Genomic DNA, 23510 nt, shown 5'->3' with positions numbered 1-23510 from the left:
ATTAGGCTTTTTTCTTGACCCAAGGGATGACGGCATTTGCCTGCCGGCCCGTAACCAGACCAAAATAGGCTACCTGTTAGCTTTGCTGGTTGTACACAAATTTCCCATATCCCCTTGAATACCCAATGCCGTTAAGTTAAGGGAAATGACGTGGTAGGAGCGGGCCATGCCCGCGAACCCTGTGTATCCATCGGACTTCTTGTTGACGGTTGATCGCGGGCATGGCCCGCTCCTACCACGCTTAATTTAACGGCATTGCTTGAATACCCCGTCCCGTTTTTCATAATAGTTTAATAAAACACAAAAACCTTTTACCATAGCGGGTTCGGAGAATATCTCCGGCTTCTTTGCAGGAACAACATTTACAGGTTAAACAATGGCACTTTATGTCTATAAATTTGGCGGCACGTCGGTCGGTACGGTAGAACGTATCAAAGCGGTCGCTGAAAAAGTAAAAAAAGCCCACGATTTGGGCGATCAGATTGTCGTGGTGGTGTCGGCGATGAGCGGCGAAACCAACCGCTTGATTGGCATGGCCAAAGAAATGCAAGTCCAGCCTACGGAACGGGAAATGGACGTTTTGATTTCTACTGGCGAGCAGGTGACGGTGGCTTTGTTGAGCATGGCTTTGCATGAAATCGGTTGCGATGCCTGTTCGTACACAGGCGGCCAGGTGAAAATTTTGACCGATAGCAGCCATACCAAGGCCCGTATACGCAAGATAGACGATAGCCGCATCCATGCGCATCTCAAGCAGGGCAAAGTGGTGGTGGTGGCGGGTTTCCAGGGTGTGGACGAACACGACAATATCACCACGCTGGGCCGCGGCGGTTCCGACACTACGGCAGTGGCTTTGGCTGCGGCGTTGAAGGCCGATGAATGCCTGATTTTTACCGATGTCGATGGCGTTTACACCACCGACCCCCGCGTCGAACCCAAAGCCCGCCGCCTAGACCGCATCACGTTTGAAGAAATGTTGGAAATGGCGAGTTTGGGCTCAAAAGTCTTACAGATACGTTCTGTCGAATTTGCAGGCAAATACAATGTTGCGCTGCGTGTTTTATCATCTTTTACAGAAGGTAATGGCACACTCATTACCTACGAGGAATCACCCATGGAAAGCGCTTTAATTTCAGGTATCGCCTTTAACCGCGACGAGGCAAAATTGACGATCACTGGCGTGCCCGACCGTCCTGGTGTGGCGTCGACCATATTAGGCCCTATCGCCGATGCCAATATCGAAGTGGATATGATCATCCAAAACATCGCCGATGATGCGACCACGGATTTTACTTTTACCATCCACCGTAACGATTACCAACGCGCCAAAACAATTTTGGAACAAACCTGCGCTGATTTGGGCGCACGGGCGGTGACTGGGGATGACACGATAGTCAAGGTCTCCATTGTCGGTGTCGGGATGCGCTCCCATGCGGGTATCGCCAGCACCATGTTCAAAACCTTGGCTTCCGAGGGCATCAATATCCGTATGATTTCCACTTCAGAAATTAAGATTTCGGTGGTGGTGGATGAGAAGTATATGGAATTGGCGGTTAGAGCCTTGCATGCGGCGTTCAAGCTGGACCAGGCGGTAGCTGCGTAGCGGGTATTGCCGTCCAGGCAGGCCGGATCCCGGCCTGCATTTCTGCGGCCCTTCAAGGGCAAGTGCGGACGGGGTTACTGCCCGTGCCTCTTCAGCGGCTCCGGATATCTTCAGAGCGGCTCCGGATATTTTGTACTTGCTAGCGTAAGACTGGGGGCGTCTGAAAACGCCAACGTTTTTCGTTATCGCGATCCGGCGTGGCCACACTGGAAATGAATGGCCGACGCCTAGGCGGGTAAGGTTCAAAAGTGGTGGCTGCAAACGCAAAAATATTCAGGCCTCAGCAGAGGCCGGCATCGCCATTTGCCCGTGTGGTCCAGTGGCAACTTCACTCGGCGAGCGCTTTAGAAACCGCATCCTGAAAAACCGCTTCTTCCGGGATGATGCCTGTCCAAGCCTGAAAAATCTGCATGGCCAACTGCACCAGCATCTCCACACCATTGGCTATCGGGCAACCCTTGTTGCGGGCGGTTTCCAAGAAAGGCGTGATACGGGGGTTGGTGATGACATCCACCACCGTGATGCTGGCGCCGATGCTATCCCAGTCAACAGGGACCTGTCCAAGCTCCGGCGCGGCGCCGAGATGCGTGGCGTTGAGCAAGATTTGTGTGCCTTCGGGGATGGTGACATCCCCTTCCCAGTGTAACCAAGCGACGGGGATCCCCGTTACTCGGCGGACCATCTCCGCCACTTCCTTCCCTTGGGTCTCGTTGCGGGTGATCACGGTCAAATGTGCCGCCCCGGCGCGGGCGATTTCTGCGGCCATCGCCCGTCCCGCGCCACCGGCCCCTAGCATTGCGACACGTTTTCCGGCAATCGGGCTGACCTTGGAAATGGCCTTTACAACGCCTTTTCCGTCATTGTTGTGCCCGATGGTCCGGCCTTGTTCAATGGTCACATAGTTTGCCGCGCCAATGTCCTGCACATCCTGGTCCACGGCATCAAGGGCGGGGATAGAGGCGACTTTATAAGGCACGGTAATGCAAAACCCGGCGTAGCCTAGCGCTTTGGCCCCATGGATGGCGGCCATGAGTTCATGGGTAGACGCAATGTCGGATTTCCAGAATTGCCAGTTGAGCCCGTAATGGGCGTAAACCGCATCAAACATACGGTCGATGGGATTTTCGGCGACTGGATGGCCCAACATGCCGGTCATTTGTTTTTGCGGGGGGAATGGGCGCGTTGACATTATGGGCTCTCCTCGGTTATGTCCAAACGATTGGCGGTTCTGCCGCCATGGCCGGGTTTTTATGGTGCCGCCAGCATTTTTCATTGGAGCCATCGGTGTCTTAGGCTTGTAAGTTAAGCGGATGCCCATGATTTTTGGATGCCGGCTAGAAAGATAAACCTAGTGCCCAGTCACTGTTGAATCGTCAGTATTATTTTCGTAGGGGCGGGCGGTTGCCCGCCTGATCGCTACGGATGTTGGCACAGGCCATAAAAAAGGTGGACAACCGTCCGCCCCTACGGATGCCATACCGGCAATTCAAGGTTGGCTGGGCGCTAGTACTCAGTCATTTTTTTATTGTCGGGTAAAGTTTTTTCAATTTTACCCGGGCATCTTCACTGGTAAACCGCCATTCCATAGGCTGGGCAATAGCATTTCTTTGTTCTTGCCAAGCTGCGATTTCCATCCTTAATGTTTCTTGGTCCGGAATGCGCCGATCCAGACATTGGCGGGACAAGATGCTCAATTCTATTTCCGCCATATTTAACCAACTGCCATGTTTGGGCGTGTAGTGGATTTCCAATTTATCCAGAATTCTTCGCGCTTCCTCAGGGGCGAACGCCTTATACAGCGATGCTCCCGTGTGGGTGTTCAAATTATCCATAACCAGTGTGATGCGCTCAGCACGAGGGTACCCGACATCAACCAGGTTGCGGATTTGATGCGCCCAATCCACCGCCGTCCGTTGATCCGTTACCACCACATGCCGTTTCCCCTCTAACGGTTCAAAAAATAGGAACAGATTACTCACCCCATTACGTTCATACTCCGTGTCATACTTTTCGACGGTGCCTGGTTTTGCCGGTATCGGCTGACGTGTTTCCTTAATGTGTTGCTTGCTGCTTTCGTCCATACAGATCAAGGGATGCGTTTCATCATACGCGCGTTGATAAACTTCCAGAACATCTTCCATGGCGCAGACAAATTCCGCATTCTCTTTAGCCGGAATACACCATTCTTTATTCTGCCAAGGTTTCAACTCATTTTTTTTAACGTTTGCCGGATAGTTTCGTGGGATACGCTTTCCACATGGCCCAGTTCAACCATGTGCTGCCCAAGCAATCTCAGTGTCCAGCGACTGCGTCTATCAGGGGCATCACCATAGGCTAACGCGAGCAGATGCGCTTCCTTTTCGCCGTCAATGACACGGCTTTTAACCCGGATCGGTTTAGCCCGGTTTAAGGCGGACTCCAAGCCTTCTTGAACCCATCGTTCCCGGACTCGTTCAACGGTGCGTGTGGAAATGCCAAAGGCTTCACTGATTTGACTATCCAGCCACGGGTCGCCCCATTCACTACTATCTGTCTTGAGCAGGATTTCTGCGTGAAGCCTTTTATGGGCAGCCACTTTGCCTTTATGAATCAAACTTTCCAAATCAGTACGTTCTTCTTCTGTCAGTCGTACAATGTATTTTTTCGCCAATTGCCAGTTCCATGGGGTAATGAATAAACTCATCATATGGGGGCTGTAACTCGACATAACAATAATGACTGAGTACTAGGATTGTACTCCAAAAAAACACGGGGTTGGCCCGCCGCCGATTTGTTTAGTGTTTCTGGGGATTCGCGTGGACGGGTTTGCTTGCGTTCCGTAAGGTTTCCAGTGCCAAATATTTGAAGCCTTAAGGCGAGGGTTGCCAGCGCCGCCCCGTTTGGAGTGCGTTAAAACAAATCCAATAAATCAATGTCCTCCAAAGAATTGGCGATGTCATCCAGTTCATTGTCATTGATCTCGCGCACGGGATTAGTCAATTTTTGCGCATTGGCGAGGGCGAGGGCTTCAGTTTGGCCGGCTAACAAAGTTTTGGCCATGCCGATGATTTCTTGCTCGTCTATGTCCCGGATCGAAAAATCCTGTTTGTTTAACTTATGCGGGTTGACTTTAGAAGGTGATTTGATGGTTTTGTTAATGTCAGTTTGATAAACCCGGCTGACGGGGGTGGGGCCGAAGATGGTGATGGACGGGCGGTTTAGCCCCCAAGCCATGTGCGTGGGGCCGGTGTCGTTGCCGATCACCAAATCCGCGCGGGCGATCAGGGCCTTAAGGCTGTTCAAGTCCAATTTGGGCATGATCTGCACATAATCGGATTGGTCGCACATCCATTCGGCTTTTTTGCGTTCTTCCTCGTTGCCCCAAACAATCAGGCAGTTTTGTTGCAGGGCGTCGGCAATTTTGACGTATTTTTCTATGGGGTAATTGCGGCTTTCCCAAGTGGAGCCAATGACCAGGACAATATTTTTTATGTTCCGATGCCAATAAAGGTTGATGCGTTCATCTGGATTCTGGAAAAACAAAAAGGGTTTTTTGTTAAGGATTTCCTCATGGCTGATGTGGATGCCCAGCGGTTGGGTCAGCACCGTGGCATTGCGGTCTATGGTGTTGGCGTTGTAAGGGGAAGAGACTTTGACCGTGTAAAACCAGGAGGCGGCGCGTTCGCGGATGGAGTCGGCGTCAAAACCGGCGACGTGCTTACCGAGCAGGCGGGCGGTGATTGTCGATTTAAGCAAGCCTTGGGCATCTATGACCAAATCATAATGGTTGGCGGCATAACGGCGCAGGCGTTTGATCTCCCGTAAAATTCCGGTTTTGTCGGATTTTAAGGCTTTTATGTCCACCGTCAGCACGTTGTCAATGTCAGGTTGGTGGTTCAGCAATTCGGCAAAACGATGTTCGACAATCCAGTCTATCTGGGCGTCTGGATGATGGGCTTTGATAAATTGCAAGGCGACCATGGCATGAACGATGTCACCTAATGCAGACAGTTTGACGATAGCAATTTTCATGGCGGCAGTTTTTCCAGCACTTGTTCGGGTTTAATGTCTTTCAAGCAACGGGTATGGCCTTCATGCCCCGGAGGGTACAGCGGACAGACGCGCTTGAAACAGGGGGAGCAAGCCAAGTGTGACGAGAGGATTTGGGCTTTGGCGCTAAGCGGCGGCGTAAAATGGGGGTCGGATGAGCCATACAGGGCGATGACGGGTTTGTCCAGTGCGGCGGCGACATGCATTAAACCGGAATCGTTGCTGACGACGGCGTGCGCCAATGATAGCAAATCCACCGCTTCCGCCAATGTGGTGCGGCCTGTAAAGTCCATACAGCCACCTTGTACGGCTTGGTTTATTTGGCCTGCGGCTACCTTATCCTTTTCTGAGCCGAATAGCCAGACTTGCCAGCCCTTGCGGGTTTGTTGGCGGGCCAGTTCGGCAAAATGTCCGGTAGGCCAACGTTTGGCTTCGCCGTATTCGGCGCCAGGGCATAAGGCGAGGATTTTTGTCTGGCCATCAATGCCTAGCTTAAATTTATCAATCGCGGTTTGTTGTTGTCCGTTACTGATAAGCAGACGGGGGGTGGGGCAGGGTGGCGGTAACGCAGCGCTTTGGGGTGCGGCCAATGCGACAAAGCGTTGCACGGTCATGGTTAAGGTTTGTTTGTCGAGTTTGCGGGCGTCATTCAACAAACCCCAACGGCATTCGCCAATATAGCCCGTCCGGATCGGAATATCGGCAAAAAACGGGATGAGCGCCGATTTCCACGAATTGGGCAGGATGATCGTTTGGCCGTAACCTTCCTGGCGCAGCTCCTTGCCTAGCTTGATCCGTGCCAGCAAGCCAAATTGTCCGTGGCTTAACGGCGTGGCGATGGCACGGTTGACTTCCGGCATCCGTGCCAACAAACCGGATGTCCAAGCCGGAGCCAATACATCTATCAAACAGTCGGGCGCATGTTGTTTGAGTGTTAAAAACAAGCTTTGCGCCATCACCATGTCGCCGACCCAAGACGGGCCGACGACGAGTATTTTCCTAGGCAACGTAAGTCAACCAATCGGCATGGGCATCGCCGCGGCCATGGACGGCATCGAAATACAGCGACTGCAATTGTTGCGTGATGGGGCCGCGGCTGCCGCTGCCAATGACGCGGTTGTCCAGTTCCCGGATGGGGGTGACTTCCGCCGCCGAGCCCGTGAAAAAGGCCTCGTCCGCGCAATAAATTTCATCGCGGGTGATGCGTTTTTCGATGACTTCATAACCTTGCTCATGGGCGATTTTCATGACCGTGTCGCGGGTGATGCCTTCTAACGCGGAAGTTGTTTCCGGTGTGTAGATTTTACCGTCGCGGACGATGAACAGGTTTTCCGCGCTGCCTTCGGCGGCGAAGCCTTCGTGGTCCAGCATCAAGGCTTCATCGTAACCATTGGATAAGGCTTCTTGCAGGGCCAAGATGGAGTTGATGTAATTGCCGTTGGCTTTGGCTTTGCACATGGTGCTGTTGTGGTGGTTGCGGGTGTACGAGGAGGTGCGGATACGGATGCCTTTTTCGATGCTTTCCGCACCCAAATAAGCGCCCCACGGCCAAGCGGCAACCATGACGTGGACTTTCAGGTTGTCGGCACGCAGGCCCATGCCTTCGGAGCCGTAAAAGCACATGGTGCGGATATAGGCGCTGTCCAGTTGGTTTTTGACCAGCGCGTCACGTTGGGCCCGATTGATTTCGTCTTTAGTGAATGGCATAAGCATGTTCATGATATGCGCGGAGCGGAACAGGCGGTCAGTATGTTCTTGCATCCTGAAAACCGCCGTGCCTTGGGTGGCGTGATAGGCCCGGATGCCTTCAAACACGCCCAGACCGTAGTGTAAGGTATGCGTCAATACATGGACTTTCGCTTCACGCCACTCAACCCATTTCCCATCCAGCCAAATAACGCCGTCTCTATCGTCCATCGTCATCGTTTGTTCTCCAACCGTAGTAAGCTAATTTAAATGGCCTAGTTTACTATAAACTCAATAGCAGCCATACCTCATTGCTGAATCCGCCCTAATTTTAGCCTTAAATCCCTTGGTTCCCGTCATGTTTTTGTAAATTTGTGAAATAACATAAATTGTTGGCTTGGTTTTTGTGCGGAATAGCTTGTCAATGCCTCCAACTGGATTGTACTATTCATACCCTGAAAAAAGGTGCAAATGATAGATCCATAGAAATTTTTATTTTTACGCAACTCATAAGGCATGCCCATGACGATATACAACGGTACGGAAAACAATGACACACTCACGGGTTCAACGGGTGATGACACTATTTATGGCAAAGGTGGCAAAGACATCCTGAACGGCGGGCGTGGCAATGATTACCTGGAAGGTGATGCCGGCAACGACACCTACCTGGTCGCGAAGGCGGACGGCCAGGATATCCTCAACAATTACGACACCGACGGTAGTATCGACGTGGTCAAGTTCAGCGACGTGGCGTCCACGGACATCACAGCGGTGTACGACACGGGCTACTCGCTGGTGTTGCAGTACGGTGTCAGCAGCCAATTGACCGTCAGCTATTATTTCTTCACCAACACGTTCTACTGGGTCGACAAATTCCTGTTTTCCGACGGAAAAACCTGGTCATTCGCCCAAATTGCGGGCAAGCACAACGGCACGAACCTGGGCGAGGCGATGTACGGCTTTGACGGCGTGGTCAACGTCATCAACGGCCTGGGCGGCAATGACACCCTCTATGCCGGGAACCTGAACGACACCCTGGACGGCGGCGAGGGCAACGATACCTTTTACGCGCAGGCGGGCAACGACAAAGTGACCGGGGGGCTGGGCGACGACAACTTGCAGGCGGGCATCGGCAACGACACCCTGTCCGGCGGCGACGGCAATGACACCCTGGTGGGCGACGCGGGCATTGACAGCCTGACGGGGGGTAACGGCAACGACGCCCTGTACGGCGGCGCCGACGCGGACACCCTGAATGGTGGGCTGGGCGATGATTACCTGGAAGGTGATGCGGGCAACGACACCTACCTGATCGCGAAGGCGGACGGCCAGGACACCCTCAACAACTACGACACCGACGGCAGCGTCGATCTGGTCAAGTTTAGCAATGTGGCGTCCACGGACATTAAGGCGGTGTACGACACGGGCTACTCGCTGGTGTTGCAGTATGGTGTCAGCAGCCAATTGACCGTCAGCTATTATTTCTTCACCAACGCCAATTACTGGGTCGACAAATTCCTGTTTTCCGACGGCAAAGCCTGGTCGTTCGCCCAAATCGCGGGCAAGCACAACGGCACGAACCTGGGCGAGGCGATGTACGGCTTTGACGGCGTGGTCAACGTCATCAACGGCCTGGGCGGCAATGACATCCTCTATGCCGGGGACCTGAACGACACCCTGGACGGCGGCGAGGGCAACGATACCTTTTACGCGCAGGCGGGCAACGACAAAGTGACCGGGGGGCTGGGCGACGACAACTTGCAGGCGGGCATTGGCAACGACACCCTGTCCGGTGGCGACGGCAATGACACCCTGGTGGGCGACGCGGGCATTGACAGCCTGGTTGGCGGCAACGGCAACGACGCCCTGTACGGTGGCGCCGACGCGGACACCCTGAATGGTGGCCTGGGTAACGACTCGTTGGAGGGGGATGGCGGCAACGACACCTACCTGGTCGCCAAGGCGGACGGCCAGGACACCCTCAACAACTACGACACGGACAATAGCATTGACATTGTCAAATTCAGTGACGTGAAGTCCACCGACATCAAGGGCGTGTACGATACGGGCAACGCGTTGGTGCTACAGTACGGCGTCAACAGCCAGTTGACCGTGAGCTACTATTTCCACCCCAACATCAATTACCGGATCGACAAGTTCCTGTTTTCCGATGGCAAAACGTGGACACTGGCGCAGCTCGCCGATAAGCACAACGGCACCAACCTGGGCGAAGTGATGTACGGCTTTGACGGCGTGGTCAACATCATCAACGGCCTGGGCGGCAATGACACCCTCTATGCCGGGAACCTGAACGACACCCTGGACGGTGGCGAAGGTGGCGATGCCATAGTAGGGTATGCCGGTAACGATAGCTTAAGCGGCGGGCTTGGCGACGATAATTTGGATGGCGGGTTAGGAAACGACACCCTCAACGGTGGGGACGGCAATGATACCTTGGTGGCCGGGCTCGGAAACGACACCCTGACAGGCGGGTATGGTAACGATTCCATGCAAGGCAATGACGGTAACGATACCTACTTCATCGCCAAAGCCGACGGCCAGGATATTATCTATAACTACGATGTTGATGCTGGCGTTGATATGATCAATTTCACTGACGTGTCTTTGCTTGAGCTGACAGGCATCTCCTTATCTGGGAGCAGCCTGATCATCGCTTATGGTTTGGCAGGAAACCAAGTGACCATCAGCAACCATTTCTTGGGCGCGGCTTATCAAATCAATGAAGTCCAGCTTGAGGGCGGTGACAAATTGAAAAACTTTGTTATCGGCACTTCGGCGGATGAAACCTTGACAGGCACAAACGGTGCTGACGCACTTAGCGGGGTATCAGGTAAGGATACGCTGAAAGGCGGCGCGGGTAACGACCTCTATTTTGTTGATGATGCGGGGGTCAAAATCGTTGAAAATGTAGGGGTTTATGTTGATACGGTAATAGCCAGCGTCAATTACACCCTCTCCGACAATATCGAGACCCTGTTATTGAAGACTGGGGCTGTGTCCGGAACAGGTAATGGCATTGACAACCTGCTGATTGGCAACAGTGCCGCCAATACCCTATCCGGATTGGCGGGCGATGATACGCTGGATGGTGGCGCGAAGGGTGACACCCTGATTGGCGGTGCGGGCAACGATACCTATATCGTCGATAACCTTGCCGATAATATTGTTGAAAGCGGCGGCCAAGGCATAGATACCGTTGAAAGTTCGGTGACTTTCACGTTAGCCGCAAACGTGGAAAACTTGGTTTTGACGAAAACCATCGCCATCAACGGTACTGGCAATGCATCGGATAACCAGTTGAAGGGGAATGCCGGGATTAATATTCTGGATGGCGGTGCGGGCAATGATAAGTTGGATGGCGATGCCGGTGCCGATACCCTTGTGGGTGGCGAAGGTGACGACACTTTCTTCATTGATAGTGGTGACATTGTCCAAGAAGGGCTCAATGGCGGGATTGATACCGTCCAGAGCGTATTTAGCCACACGCTTGGCGCCAACCTTGAAAACCTAATATTGGCAGGTGCATCAGCGGTTAACGGGACGGGTAACGGCCTGGCCAACAGCCTGACAGGCAACACTGCCAAAAACGTCCTTGACGGCGCTGGTGGTGCCGATAGCATGGCCGGCAAAGCAGGGGATGATAGCTATTTCGTTGATGATGCGGGTGACGTGGTTGTGGAAATCAGCGGCGAAGGCACGGATACGGTCAATAGCGCTATCGACTATACGCTGGCTGATAACTTTGAGAACCTTGTCCTGATAGGTACGGCGGTTAAAGGGACAGGTAATGCCGTGGCCAACAGCCTGACGGGCAACGCCAGCGACAACTGGCTCGACGGTGGCGCCGAGGCGGACGCGATGGCCGGTGGTGCGGGCAATGACACGTATCAGGTCGATAATGTCGCCGACGCCATCGTGGAAAATGTTGGCGCCGGTACCGATACGGTGGTCAGTTCCGTCTCTTATGCCTTGGCGGATAATGTTGAAAACCTCACCTTGACCGGAACTGGGGCGCTGAAAGGCACGGGGAATAACTTGGCTAACCTATTGGTAGGCAACTCCGGCAATAACTACCTAAATGGTGCCGGTGGTATTGACACCATGACGGGCGGTGCGGGAGACGACACTTACAATGTCAATTCAAGCGCTGATAACGTACAGGAAAATGCCGACGAGGGCACTGATATAGTCCTTAGCGGTGCAACCTATATTTTGGGTGATAATGTTGAGAATCTGACCTTGTCCGGTTCACTGGCGATTGATGGTACCGGTAACAGCTTTGATAACGTGTTGGTCGGCAACCTGGGCAATAATAAAATTGACGGGGGGGGCGGGGCTGACACCTTGACTGGTGGTGCCGGATCGGATGTGTTTGTCTTCAGTTCGTTGACAGGGGGGGGCGATACCGCACTCGATTACTTGTCCGGTACGGATAAGCTGCAAATATCGGGCGACATTAATCTTGGCAATGGCGATGGCTTTATTGATGCCGGAGTGGCTGTGGATGCAGGCGGTAGTTTTTCCAATCTGGCGGAGCTGGTCATTATCAAACCCGATATTGGCGGTGCCATTGACAGGGTGGCGGCGGCCGCGGTTATCGGTAGCGCCAATGCCGCTTACACCGTTGGCGATACCCGTTTGTTTGTCGTCGATAACAATGTCGACAGCATCTTGTACCAATTTACCGCCGCCGATGCCAATGCCGCAGTTAGCGCCGCTGAATTGACGTTGGTAGGCACGTTGCAAGGTACGGCACAAACGGCATTGGCGGATTATGTATTTGCCTAAGCTAAGCTAGAGTGGGGTGGGCATGTGGTTTTGCCCATCCAGGGTTCTAAAACCAAAAGGCCGGTTGGGTGTAAGCCCAACCGGCCTTTTGTCACTTAGCTGCTGTTAATTTGCTGGCCTTATAGATAAACCGGCCCCTTCTTCCTGGCGCAAGCCACTGGCGCTGTGCAATTGCTATAGTGGCCTGGAATGTCACTGCACCAGGTTCCATTTTTTAGTCCGTGGATCCAAACAAGCGCGGCGGTTTTCACGGATGCGGTTCCCGTTTTGCAAAATCAAGACTTCTTCTAAATTACGGCAAGGTCTCTGTAATTGTTGGCTGAAAACTTGTTGGCCAACAGGGCTAATTGCAATGGTGTTGCCAGATTGTGGGATAGTCCATTGCTGTGCTTGGTTGATCCCGCCTGACTGAACTAAGCTGCCTAACTGTTGGAGCCGGTAATTTTGGTCGGTCGGGGCGAGCTGTGATCCGATTTGCCCATTAAGTACGCTGCCAGCCATGCCCTGGATAATGGCGCTCAGGACATTGCTGTTAATGCCGCCTACGGAATTGTTTGAACTAGATCCCAGGCCATAAGCCCCGCTATTGCCGTACAATCCGCCCCCATTGCCCATACCCGCACAGCCTGTGATTGCAATTATGGCCACAAAAGAGGCAACCTTTGTGAGTTTATAGAATTTATTCATCATTTTTGGCAATCCCTAATTAAGTTAAAAATAAGGCACAAGCCCAATTACCGGACTTCGCCTTCACGTTTGGTTTCCATTTCCAAGTTTTGGTATTCATGTTGTTCCAGCTTGCCATCTTCGCCAGCGTCTACCTTGTCGAACACTTGCAGCAAATAAGGGAAATTTTTCAGCTCTTCTTTGGTAAGGTAGTGGTCGCCATTGATATCCGCTTGGACAAATGAGGGGAATGCCCCTTTGCCATCGGCAGGTTTATTGACGGGATCAGTTTGTGCGCTTTGGGGAAGGTTGCTTGGGGCTTGTGCCGGGCTATTTTGTTCTTTTACCGTTTCGGCGGCTGATGCTTTGCTGTCTTGGCTGGTGTTTCCGGCCTTATTTTCTACGGCTATAGGTTTGATGTAACGGTAATTCGGATGGGAGTCTTGAGTGGCCGTGTTTTCCGCCCTGACCGTTTTGCTGGTAAAACCAAGGCTGAATCCCAGGGTGACCGCCAAACAGATGGGCAGGGTGTAAATATTTAAAAAGGATAAATTGGCAAATGTGTTAGCTGTTTCGGATAGGGTTTTATTCGTTTTCATCATCGTTTCCTTCTTGTTGATGGTTAACTGGGATCAGTTTGCCCTTAAAGAAAAGCAAAGGGCATTTATTGTTGCTGGCTTGTTCGGGACGATTATGGAAGCCCATATTGGGCCATCAAGCCTATTTCATCATTGCAACCGCCGAGGAAATAAGTAAGAAAAGTGTTGCCGTCATGCTTGCCTGAATTGGGTTCCGGCTTGGAGCCATTGTTTGCCGGATTCAAGCTGGATCAACAATATAGTAGATGGGGAGTGAAGTCGGTGCGCTATCACACATTCAGGCCAAGCCGTATTTAAAAGCTAAAAACGGCTTGCGGTCATGTAAGGACGGTGTTGATGGATTAGGGGGTAACTAAGCGTGTGGCTAAAAATGGCTTTTCCCGGAAGCGGGAAGGTCAGGAGACTTTACGTGCCGCGCTAACGATAGCAAAACGATAGGGGGTGGCCTGATGCGCCAATGCTGTTAGTTATTATGGCCCCGCTTTGGGAAGCGCCATCACCCCGTCCCAAACCGCCCCGATAGATTGATACAGCCCGGCCACTTCCGTTTCATCAGCCAGTGCACGGCTGCCCTGTAATGCCAGTTTGTGGCCCAGATCCCGGTAAGTGCAATAAGCGGCTTTCAATGTTGTGACGGTCGTTTCTTCCATCAGCCCGTGTTTGCCTAAGCCTTCCAATAAACGGACATTGTCGGTGTAAACAGTCAAGGCCGGATGGGTTGCCGCATGCGCCAGCACCAGGAATTGCACCATAAATTCTATGTCCGCAATGCCGCCCCGGCCTTGTTTCAGGTCAAACTTGCCGGCTTCTTTGCTGGCAAGCGCTTGGCGCATTTTTTCGCGCATTTCCCGCACTTCGGTTTTTAATGCCGCCGTGTCCCTGGGCAAACTTAAAATGTCATGGCGTAGGCTGGCAAAGCCTTTTTTCAGGCAATCGTCGCCAGCAATAAACCGCCCCCTGACCAAGGCTTGATGCTCCCATGTCCACGCCTGATCCCTTAAATAATCATGGTAGGTTTTGATATGCGTGACCAGCAAACCGGAATCCCCGCTGGGCCGCAGGCGCATATCGACTTCATAAAGGATGCCTGACAGCAAGTTGGTGTCGAGGATATGCCGGACTTTCAGCCCCAAACGCCCGTAAAATTGCGCACAGGAAACCGGTTTTCCACCATCGGTCATCGCCAGGCCGTTATCGTAATCGCAGAGGAACACCAAATCCAAATCTGAGCCATAGCCTAGTTCGATGCCGCCAAATTTACCCAAACCCAAAATGGCAAATCCGGGCGTGGTGTGTGGGCTGTCCCGGCCATCGGGCGGAAAACCGTGCTTTTCGGTCAGCATGAGCCACGCCCGTTCGAGCACTTGGGCGACGACGCTTTCGGCGATGGTGGTCAGGTAATCGCTGACCACCATCAACGGGATGATGCCCATAATGTCGGCGGCGGCGACTTTTAAGACTTGTTGCTGTTTGAATTGCCGCAAGACGATCATCAGTTGTTCGAGGTCTTGGCTATCAACGGTGGCCAGCATGTCCGCCAATTGCTTGTCCAAATCCTGTTTTTGCAAAGGGGCGAACAAAGAACGGGGATCCAGCAATTCATCAAACAAAATCGGATAACGCGCCAGATAATCGCATACCCAGACGCTGGCGGAAATCAGGCGCAGCAATTGTGCGAGCGCGTCAGGGTTTTCCGCCAGCAATGACAAATAAACCGTACGTCCGGCCACCGCCTCAAACAAACCCAGGACACGCCTTAAGGTTTCGTCAGGGTTTGTTAGGGCCGGTAAAGCCGCCAGCAATTGTGGCATTAAGCGGTCAAGCACCGCCGCGCCTTTGGCGCTTAAACGCCTGATGGGGGGGGCGGACTTGAAATGTTTGATCAGGGTGAGGCTGTTTTGCGGGTCAGCGAAGCCATACTCCTGGAGTTGCCCCAGCAAATCGGCCTCATCGGTGTTGCCCTGCCATAATTGCTGGCCCTGCACACCGGTGTGTTCCGGTTTGGACAATGAAAAGACTTGTTCGAAGACGCCATGTACTTGTGCCCTGACCCTATCTAACGTGGCTTTAAACGTTGTCCAATCGGCAAAGTCCAGCGAATAGGCTAGGCTTTGTTGTGCCAGCGGGTTGGTGGGCAAATCGTGGGTTTGTTTGTCTTGGTATTGCTGGATATGGTTTTCGACACGGCGCAAGAAACCGTAAGCCGTGATAAGCTGCCCGGCGTCGGCAGGCGTGAGCAAATTAAGCTCGCCTAGCCTTTGCAACACATCCAGTATTCCGCGTTGTTGCAGGGATTTTTCCGTGCCGCCGCGTATCAATTGGAACGCCTGGCCAATGAATTCCACTTCGCGGATGCCGCCCGCACCCAATTTGACATTATCGAGGCGGTCCTTGCGCCGCAATTCTTGCATGATCTGCATTTTCAACGAGCGCAATTCCTCAAACGCGCCATAATCCAGATAACGGCGGTACACAAAGGCTTTGAGCATGGCCATCAACTGTGCGCCCATGACAAAATCGCCCGCCACTTGGCGTGCTTTGATCATCGCGTAACGTTCCCATTCCCGTGCTTGGGTCAGGTAATAGTGTTCCATGCCATCAAAGGTCATGATGACCGCGCCGCTATCGCCATAAGGCCGTAGGCGGATGTCGGTACGGAAAACAAAGCCGTCGGCGGTGATTTCATCCAGCACTTTGACCAGGCTTTGGCATAGGCGCGTGAAAAATTCGCCATAAGTCGTGGCCTTGCGGTCGGCTAAGACGCCATCTTCGGGATAGGCAAAAATCAAGTCGATGTCGGAAGAATAATTTAGTTCATAGGCCCCCAATTTGCCCATGCCCAAGACGACCATTTGCTGCGGGCCGCCATCCGCCAATACCGGTGTGCCGCGTTTTTCGCAAGCTTGTGCGTAAAGGAAGGCCAATGCATATTGGATACAGGCGTCGGCTAGCCTGGATAAGTCCAGCAAAGTTTCCGACAATGGCGCCCAACCTGCCAAATCCCGCCAAGCGATCCTGACCATCTCACGCCGCCGGAATTGCCGGAGCTTTAGCATCAGTTCCGTTTCGTCGGCTACCGTTAAATTCTTTAGTTGATTGTGGTAACTAGGCTCCGCATAATGCCCCGACAAATCGCCGGATACCACTAAACCCATCAGCAATTCTGGTAGGCGCAAGCAGTTTTCTGTGACAAATTGGCTACTGGCCCAGACTTTGACTAAGCTTGCCGTAAACTCAGGAGACGAGGGAAGTTCCTGGCTCAGGGCGTCGAGCTTTTCTTGCCATTGCTGCAAATTTGCGGCAAGCGGCGGCCGTAAGCCTTCAGGTAGTTTTAGTAATTCAGCTTGCAGGTCGTGGTTTAGTGTCATATCGGATAAGGCTTAAGGTAAAAGGTTGGGGCATGATACTTAAAATTTCTGCTGGGGAATAACCCTAAGGCAACCATGATCCGATAATTCCATGGACATTATGGACGGATACCAATCCAGGCCAATTTGAGGGCAGCCCTGCCAATGGCTTTCCCCAGCATTTCACATCAATAACATAAGGACTCTGCTATCAAACTATGAACGCTATTGCCGATATTTTTGCCCATCCTGACCTCAACGAGTCGTTATTGCAAGAACTGGAGAAGGTGCCTGAACCGCGCAACCGTTATCTGATTGCCATCACGCCCCGTTCCGGCAGCACGTATTTATGTGACGCCATCAAAAACACCAAACGTATGGGCAGGCCACAGGAATTGTTGTCGGCTAATGCCATCGCCAACAGGATCACTAAAAATATGCCGGGACGCACGCCCGAAGAATATCTCCGCAATGGCCTCCGGGTCACTAAAAGCACCCAACATGACGTTTCCGGGTTAAAAGCCAGTTGGTTCCAATTCGAACTGTTCCTTCAGGCACTGGGCGACCCAGGTTATTTGCAGGGTTTTAAATACATTTACCTGACCCGCCACGACCTTGCCGCGCAAGCGGTCTCTTTATATAAGGCGACTTCATCGGATATATTCCACAGCCATATCCAACATACGGATGAAGCTTTAGCCAAACTTGAGGCCTTGGAGTATGACTATGAGGCGATCAAATATTGGTATGACCATATTGTTGTCCAAGAAGAAGGTTGGCGGCGGTATTTTTCCGAGCAGGGCATATCCCCTTATTGCATCAGTTACGAAGAGCTGGAGGCGGACATTGGCTCCGTGCTCAAAGCTATCGCCGAAATTGTGTCGGTTGACCCCCAAAGCATCCGTCTCCCTGAACAGGTGTCCGAACTGAAAAAACTCCGCGATGGCCGCAGCAGCCAATGGACACAACGCTTCCAAACCGAACTGGCTTTGCATGTGTAAACCTAAGGCTGGCAGGCCATTAATCCCGAACCTGCGATTTACCGGCCTGCCTATGATGCCCCTTCCCCAAGGCATTTTCATGTTTTTACTAAGCGGCTTCATTGCCCCGGCACCGATGCAAGCCGCGCAACTTGGCAGGACATTAAAAGCGCCTTTGCCACAACGGGGGGCGGCGCTAATCCCGGAAACAGCCACGATCCCATCCGGCTGTTTTTTTATGGGCAGCCCGGAAACAGAGCAAGGCCGCACCGATAACGAAACGCTGCATAGGCTTTGTGTCAAAAGCTTTAAGCTGGCCAAAAATGAAGTGACCGTCGAAGAATTCCAGAAATTTATTGATGCGACCGGGCATGTCACCGATGCCGAACGTAATGTCGAAGAAAAGGGCTGCTGGAGTTATGACCATACTGTCGGACAACACTGGAGTTGGTGGGGGTGGGCCAATTGGAAGTCACCTGTAAAAGATTTGGCGCCCAAGCCGGATTATCCGGTGGGTTGTGTCAGTTTCCAGGATGTGCAGGCTTATATTGCTTGGCTGAACAAAACTTCCGGGCAGCAATACCGTCTGCCTACGGAAGCGGAATGGGAGTATGCCGCCAGGGCGGGTACTGTTTCCGCACGCTATTGGGGCAATAATCCTGATATAGCCTGCCGGAACGCCAATGTTGCGGACAGGAAACAAATCAAAACGCTAGCTTGGGCGCAACTGCATCAATGTGATGACGGGCGTTTTTTTTATGGGGTTACGGGGGCTTTGTTACCCAACCAATGGGGCTTGCACGATATGCTGGGCAATGTCTGGGAATGGACGTGCTCGCGCTATGAGGAACATTACAGCGGCTTTGAGGAAGCCTGCCTCAAAGGCCGGGCGGATTTTGATGATTTGTTGGTGGTGCGCGGTGGCGGTTGGAATGCCGACGCCCCCAGGGTCCGCGCCGCTTATCGTAATTGGAGCACGGCTTGGGCGCGGCAGGCGAACCTGGGGTTCCGGTTAGTGAGGGAGCGGTAGCACTAGGCGGTTATCTGAATGGCTTCCGTCCATGGCCCCGACACTTTAACCTTAAACGGAAACAGGGTTTGTGGGTTTTTCAAAGTTTGTGGCGGGCGTCCTGGAGGGTGTCCGTTTATTCAAGGCTATCGCTGGTTGTCTTTTTTTCAGCTTCAGGTTTTGTCGTTTCTTCTGTTGCCGTAGGGCTTCCTTCCTCGGTGTTTTTGGCCACTTCGGCAACGGGTTCCGTGGCCGGACTGGACGTGGCGATGTCTATGGGGGTCATCAGCATCTTGGCATCCGGCCCCATGGGTATGGACAGGTCGGTTGAGGAGATAATGGTTTTGGTGGCCGTTTCGATGACACGTAATGAAACATAAGCGTTCTTTTTGCCAGGTGCGTAGACACCGCCCACCAAAACCGCCGCACGGTAGCGGTTGAGCAATTTTTTGGTGTCATCAGAAAGCAGCAAAGTGCCGTCTTCCTTCATGATAAACAGATCTATCGGCAGTTCCATGCCTATGATTTGAAAGCCTTCTTTATGAAAAGCCGAGGCAATTTGGTCGGAAACAATACGGCCAAAAGCTGAGGTTTTGTTGTGGTTGTCCACATTCAAAAGAGTGGTGACAATAATCAAGGAATTTTTAGGGATTTTTCGGGTGAGCCTGTTTTGGAGTTCATCCACCGCGTCATAGCTGACATCAACAAGATCCGTGTCCTTAACTTCGTAATTGTTACGGAATAATCCACAACCACTCAAGGTTGCCGAAAGCAACGCTGGAATGAGGAGGGTAGAAATTTTTAACATGGTAGGTTCCTTGAGGGTAAAGTTAAGCCTGGCTGGTTGAAAAGTTATGCCGAAATACTAGCTTATCGGTGCTTGGGAGGCAAGCTAAGGAAATCCGCCGCCATGAAACAGGGCGGTTATAGGGCGGGCGTTAAATAATATTTGCAGTTTGTTATGTTATAACATATCTTATAGCCATCAATAGCCTGTAATACGGCTTAAATGATAGGCCGGTATGATTAAACGTACCGTGTTGCAAGAAGGCCGTTTGCTGGTTGGTTATTGGCAAGGGAAGCTGAATGGCCTGATACAAGCCTTTTGTCGACTAAGCAGTTAGCCCTTTATGCCTTCAACTATACCCACACCGCCGCTGGCTTATGGGCTTGGCTTGCAGAACTTCGGTTCCTATAGCCATCTTGAGATTTTGATCCGATACTAACCTTATGAATAAAAAACTTGCCATGCTTTGTTTGTCCGTTCTAGGTACGCCCGTTTATGCCGACAACACCCCCGTGTCTGAACTCGGACAAATCATCGTTACCGCACCCTTACAAGAAAATGCCGACGATGCGGCCACCCCGGTCACCATCCTAAGCGATGATGAGCTACGTTTAAAAGTCGGGCACAGCATCGGCGAAACCCTAAAGAACGAACTGGGCATCACCAGCCAATCGTTTGGCCCTGGTGTCGGCACGCCAGTAATACGTGGCCAAAGCGGGCCGCGGGTGCGGGTGTTAAATAATGGCATCGGCGGTAACGATGCTTCGGCGATTAGCCCCGACCATGCCAGCAGCGTCGAGCCATTGCTGGCGGAACGTATCGAAGTGCTGCGCGGCCCCGCCACCTTACTGTATGGTAGCGGGGCAATCGGCGGCGTGGTCAACGTCATAGACAACCGCATCCCCGAACGACTGCCGGAAAAACGCATAGGAGGTGCATTAGAACAACGCTTTGATTCGGTCTCCAATGAAACCGCAACAACGATGAAGGCAGAAGGCGGCCAAGGCCATATCGCCTACCATATTGACGGCTTTTTCCGTGACCGTGGCAACGTCGATATTGGTGGCAATGCCATTGACATTAACGCCGCAAGGCAAGTTGACCCGACGTTGCCTGATAGCCTGCAAAATACCCACGGTTTTATCGCCAATACCAGCAGTGACGCCATCAGCGGCTCGGCGGGGTTGTCATTGGTCGGCGAACCGGGTTTTGCTGGCATTTCCATCAACCGCCTGGAAAACAACTACGGCATCGCCCCCGACGGTACGGGCGGCGAAATCACCCGCATCGCCCTAAAACAAAGCAAATACGATTTGAAAAGCGAGCTGAAAAATCCATTCCCGTTCGCCGAATCGCTACGCATGAAATTGGGCTACACCGATTACCAGCACACCGAAATCCCCAACGGACAAGAAGCGGCATTCTTCACCAACAAAACCTACGAAAGCCGTTTGGAACTGACCCACAAACCGATGGCCGGACTGCACGGCGCATTGGGTTTCCAAGCCATTGCCAGCGATTTTGCCGCGATAGATAAATCGACCAATTCCGTCATCGTCCCGCAATCGCTGACCAACAGCTACGGCGTGTTCCAAGTTGAATCCTTTACCTTAGGCGCGTTCAACAACCAACTCGGCTGGCGCGTGGAAGACACCACCATCGCGCCAGAAGGCCATAGCGACCTGAACTACACACCGGTCAGCGCGTCCGCCTCCAGCCTCTGGAAAATTAACGACGACCACAGCGTCAATCTGGCGATGACCCGCTCGCAACGTGCACCGCAAGTGCAGGAACTGCTGGCCAATGGCTACCATGACGCCACCCGCAGCTTTGAAATCGGCAGCATCAACCTGCACGAAGAAACTTCGTACAATTTGGATTTAGGCTACAAATTCAACGCCAACTGGGTCAGGGCGGAACTCGACCTATTCCACAACTGGGCAAACGATTACATTTACCAACAACGCAACGGCCAGTTTGTCACCGAAGAGGGGGAATTGTGCCCGCCCGATACGGCGTGTTCGCCAGTGGTCGAAAGCCGCCAGGCCGACGCCACCTTTATGGGCTATGAAAGCAAACTGATTTTTCCGGTCATGGAAAACCGCTACGGCCTAGTCGATTTGACCCTGTTCAGCGACTACACCCGTGGGAAATTCGTAGGCGGCGGCGACGTGCCAAGGATGCCGCCCTTACGCTTCGGCTTCCAGCTCGACCATATCAAAAATGATTGGAGCAGCAACCTACGCCTGACCCGTGGCGAAGCCCAAGACCATCCCGGCGATTTTGACACCGCCACCGCCGGTTATGTGCAGCTTAATCTCAGCACCCAATACCTCATCAAACAAATCAAGGACGTGGATGTGCTGGTGTTCGCCAAAGCCAATAACTTGCTGGATGAAAATATCCGCAACTCGACCTCGTACTTGCGGAATTTTGCGCCGGAACCGGGTAGGGGGGCGGAGATTGGGCTTAGGATGAATTATTAGGAAGGGATGGCCCAGCTATCCATGAAAGCCAATTTAAACTAGGCCACCATCATATTTGTGACTGGATAAAGACACCGCTTACGTTATTAACGTTGACAAAATCACCAAAAAATCCCGACTTAAGTGTTGCATTTGTTAAGGCTGTGTTGATTGCCAAAGCAGAAGCCGAGGTAGGCGGCGGCAATACAGGACCCTATTGGTTAGGCCGATACACGCCAGAATCCGTTTGAACCACACCTCCAAACCCACCCGCCACATCCCCGTAAATTTGCTAAGCGGTTTTCCCGGTAGCGGAAAAACCCATTCGTTTGGGGTTATGGACGTTTATAATTAATGCTTCCAACAATTTATTATTTTCAATTTGCCGGCCGTGTATAAAAAATACGATATAGCGCTTATGCTTGCAAAACGGTATGGTTATTCCAGCTACCTCGAAATTTGCACGCCTATTACCGGTTGTACTTATTCAATGGTAGACGGGAGGCAATTTAGGGTCAAAAAGCGGCTGATGTACCGATGCCCGGCGGATTTTTCTGATGGCGAAACGGTTGACTACGCCACGCCAGCTGACTCATGTGAAGAGCTCTGTGCGGAACTCATCAAATCTGGCGAAAGCTTCGACTTAGTTTTTGTAGACCCTTACCATACTTACACAAGCTCGTTTCAGGCCATCATGGCCGGCTTGCAATTGACCAAAACCAATGGAACCCTTCTAGTCCATGATTGTAATCCCCCCAACCCATTTTATGCCGAACCAGAATTTCACCTAGGCAATTGGTGCGGGGTCACTTATGCGGCTTACCTTGACATAGCCCTAGGTAAAGAAGGGATTGGCCACTTTACTGTGGACACTGACTTTGGTTGTGGCATTATCAGGAAAGGCCCTCAGCTGGTGCGGCAATTCGGCACCATCCCCGACGCTAGCCTTGCTTTGGAATGGCAAGCCTTGGACTTATCCCAAAAATATCCCTTCTTCGACACATACCGCCAGCAATTATTGAACCTGGTGACAGCGGATAAATTTTTACGCACGGTGATGCCTTTTGAATATTTTTGTAAGGGCAAGCTGCGTAAGCTATTGAAAAAAATAGCATGGGCTGATGCGCTGGTTTATAGGATGCTGTTGGCCATGGCAGGGCAGCGTTCGCGGTAGATGTCTTCCACTTCTTGGGTATGTCTTGCCCATTGCTGTCCAGCTTTAAAACATTAAAGGGGTGCTTGGGTGAGGGTTGAACCCGAATTGTTTTCCAGATTGCCTCTTCAGTAGCCTAGTGCCCAGTCATTGATTTCTTGTCGGGTCAACCTAAACCCGGGGCGGACGGTTGTCTGCTTTGTTTATGGCCTGTGCTAACATCCGTAGCTATCAGGCGGGCAACCGCCCGCCCTACGAAAATAATACTGACAATTCAACAGTGACTGAGCACTAGCCCGGCCAATGTTTTTTTGTCTGGCAGATTTAAAAACGGGCGGGGCAGGTATTGCTGTTTCGATGGATAGATAATATAG

At 52.3% G+C, this 23510-nt stretch carries 15 protein-coding genes; 6 read left to right on the top strand and 9 right to left on the bottom strand.

Features of this window, described 5'->3' with window-relative positions:
- The first annotated feature begins 376 nt into the window (after positions 1-376).
- On the top strand, positions 377-1603 hold the full coding sequence (locus tag METMI_RS0121545) for an aspartate kinase (RefSeq protein WP_019868370.1): 1227 nt from the start codon (positions 377-379) through the stop codon (positions 1601-1603).
- A gap of 328 nt (positions 1604-1931) precedes the next feature.
- On the opposite strand, the gene METMI_RS0121540 is transcribed toward METMI_RS0121545, so the two are convergent.
- From METMI_RS0121540 to METMI_RS0121515, 5 genes are all read right to left on the bottom strand, one after another.
- Positions 1932-2792 (bottom strand): shikimate dehydrogenase family protein, encoded by an 861-nt coding sequence (locus tag METMI_RS0121540; protein ID WP_019868369.1) that lies wholly within the window; start codon positions 2790-2792, stop codon positions 1932-1934.
- A 325-nt stretch (positions 2793-3117) separates the two neighbouring features.
- A protein-coding gene (locus tag METMI_RS26585) for an IS630 family transposase (RefSeq protein ID WP_198007987.1) occupies positions 3118-4286 on the bottom strand; the annotation gives its coding sequence in 2 pieces (ribosomal slippage) (positions 3118-3824 and positions 3824-4286; 1170 coding nt in all).
- A gap of 206 nt (positions 4287-4492) precedes the next feature.
- A complete protein-coding gene (gene waaC, locus METMI_RS0121525; RefSeq protein WP_019868368.1) occupies positions 4493-5614 on the bottom strand; it encodes a lipopolysaccharide heptosyltransferase I in 1122 nt (373 codons plus the stop codon).
- Positions 5611-6639: a lipopolysaccharide heptosyltransferase II gene (gene waaF, locus METMI_RS0121520; RefSeq protein ID WP_269634478.1), complete on the bottom strand. Its 1029-nt coding sequence runs from the start codon at positions 6637-6639 to the stop codon at positions 5611-5613. The genes waaC and waaF overlap by 4 nt, the downstream gene beginning before the upstream one ends.
- A complete protein-coding gene (locus METMI_RS0121515) occupies positions 6632-7555 on the bottom strand; it encodes a branched-chain amino acid transaminase (protein ID WP_019868366.1) in 924 nt (307 codons plus the stop codon). The genes waaF and METMI_RS0121515 overlap by 8 nt, the downstream gene beginning before the upstream one ends.
- 285 nt (positions 7556-7840) lie before the next feature.
- Here METMI_RS0121515 and METMI_RS27275 point away from each other — a divergent pair, with 285 nt between their 5' ends.
- Complete coding sequence (locus METMI_RS27275; RefSeq protein WP_019868365.1) at positions 7841-12130, top strand: beta strand repeat-containing protein; 4290 nt, start codon at positions 7841-7843, stop codon at positions 12128-12130.
- Positions 12131-12322: 192 nt separating this feature from the next.
- On the opposite strand, the gene METMI_RS0121505 is transcribed toward METMI_RS27275, so the two are convergent.
- The 3 genes from METMI_RS0121505 to glnE all read right to left on the bottom strand — a co-directional run bounded on the left by METMI_RS0121505 (position 12323) and on the right by glnE (position 16763).
- Positions 12323-12778 (bottom strand): hypothetical protein, encoded by a 456-nt coding sequence (locus METMI_RS0121505; RefSeq protein ID WP_232215271.1) that lies wholly within the window; start codon positions 12776-12778, stop codon positions 12323-12325.
- Positions 12779-12864: 86 nt separating this feature from the next.
- Positions 12865-13398, bottom strand: a complete 534-nt coding sequence (locus METMI_RS28060) for an EF-hand domain-containing protein (RefSeq protein WP_232215270.1) — start codon at positions 13396-13398, stop codon at positions 12865-12867.
- Positions 13399-13865: 467 nt separating this feature from the next.
- On the bottom strand, positions 13866-16763 hold the full coding sequence (glnE, locus tag METMI_RS0121490) for a bifunctional [glutamate--ammonia ligase]-adenylyl-L-tyrosine phosphorylase/[glutamate--ammonia-ligase] adenylyltransferase (protein WP_019868361.1): 2898 nt from the start codon (positions 16761-16763) through the stop codon (positions 13866-13868).
- A gap of 197 nt (positions 16764-16960) precedes the next feature.
- Between glnE and METMI_RS0121485 the strand changes: the two genes are divergently transcribed.
- On the top strand, positions 16961-17743 hold the full coding sequence (locus tag METMI_RS0121485) for a Stf0 family sulfotransferase (protein WP_019868360.1): 783 nt from the start codon (positions 16961-16963) through the stop codon (positions 17741-17743).
- A 79-nt stretch (positions 17744-17822) separates the two neighbouring features.
- Entirely contained in the window at positions 17823-18752 is a 930-nt protein-coding gene (locus METMI_RS25870; RefSeq protein WP_198007957.1) for a formylglycine-generating enzyme family protein, read from the top strand.
- Positions 18753-18867: 115 nt separating this feature from the next.
- Here the strand turns inward: METMI_RS25870 and METMI_RS0121475 are convergent, their stop codons facing one another.
- Positions 18868-19539 (bottom strand): FlgO family outer membrane protein, encoded by a 672-nt coding sequence (locus METMI_RS0121475; protein WP_019868358.1) that lies wholly within the window; start codon positions 19537-19539, stop codon positions 18868-18870.
- Positions 19540-19961: 422 nt separating this feature from the next.
- Between METMI_RS0121475 and METMI_RS0121465 the strand changes: the two genes are divergently transcribed.
- On the top strand, positions 19962-22004 hold the full coding sequence (locus tag METMI_RS0121465; protein ID WP_019868356.1) for a TonB-dependent receptor: 2043 nt from the start codon (positions 19962-19964) through the stop codon (positions 22002-22004).
- A 508-nt stretch (positions 22005-22512) separates the two neighbouring features.
- Positions 22513-23157, top strand: coding sequence for a class I SAM-dependent methyltransferase (locus METMI_RS0121460; RefSeq protein ID WP_019868355.1), 645 nt, complete (start codon positions 22513-22515; stop codon positions 23155-23157).
- The last annotated feature ends 353 nt before the right edge of the window (positions 23158-23510 follow it).

The organism is Methylovulum miyakonense HT12 (assembly GCF_000384075.1).
GTDB lineage: Bacteria > Pseudomonadota > Gammaproteobacteria > Methylococcales > Methylomonadaceae > Methylovulum > Methylovulum miyakonense.
Note: the sequence above shows the minus strand (reverse complement) of the source record. Positions and strands in the feature narration are given on the sequence as shown.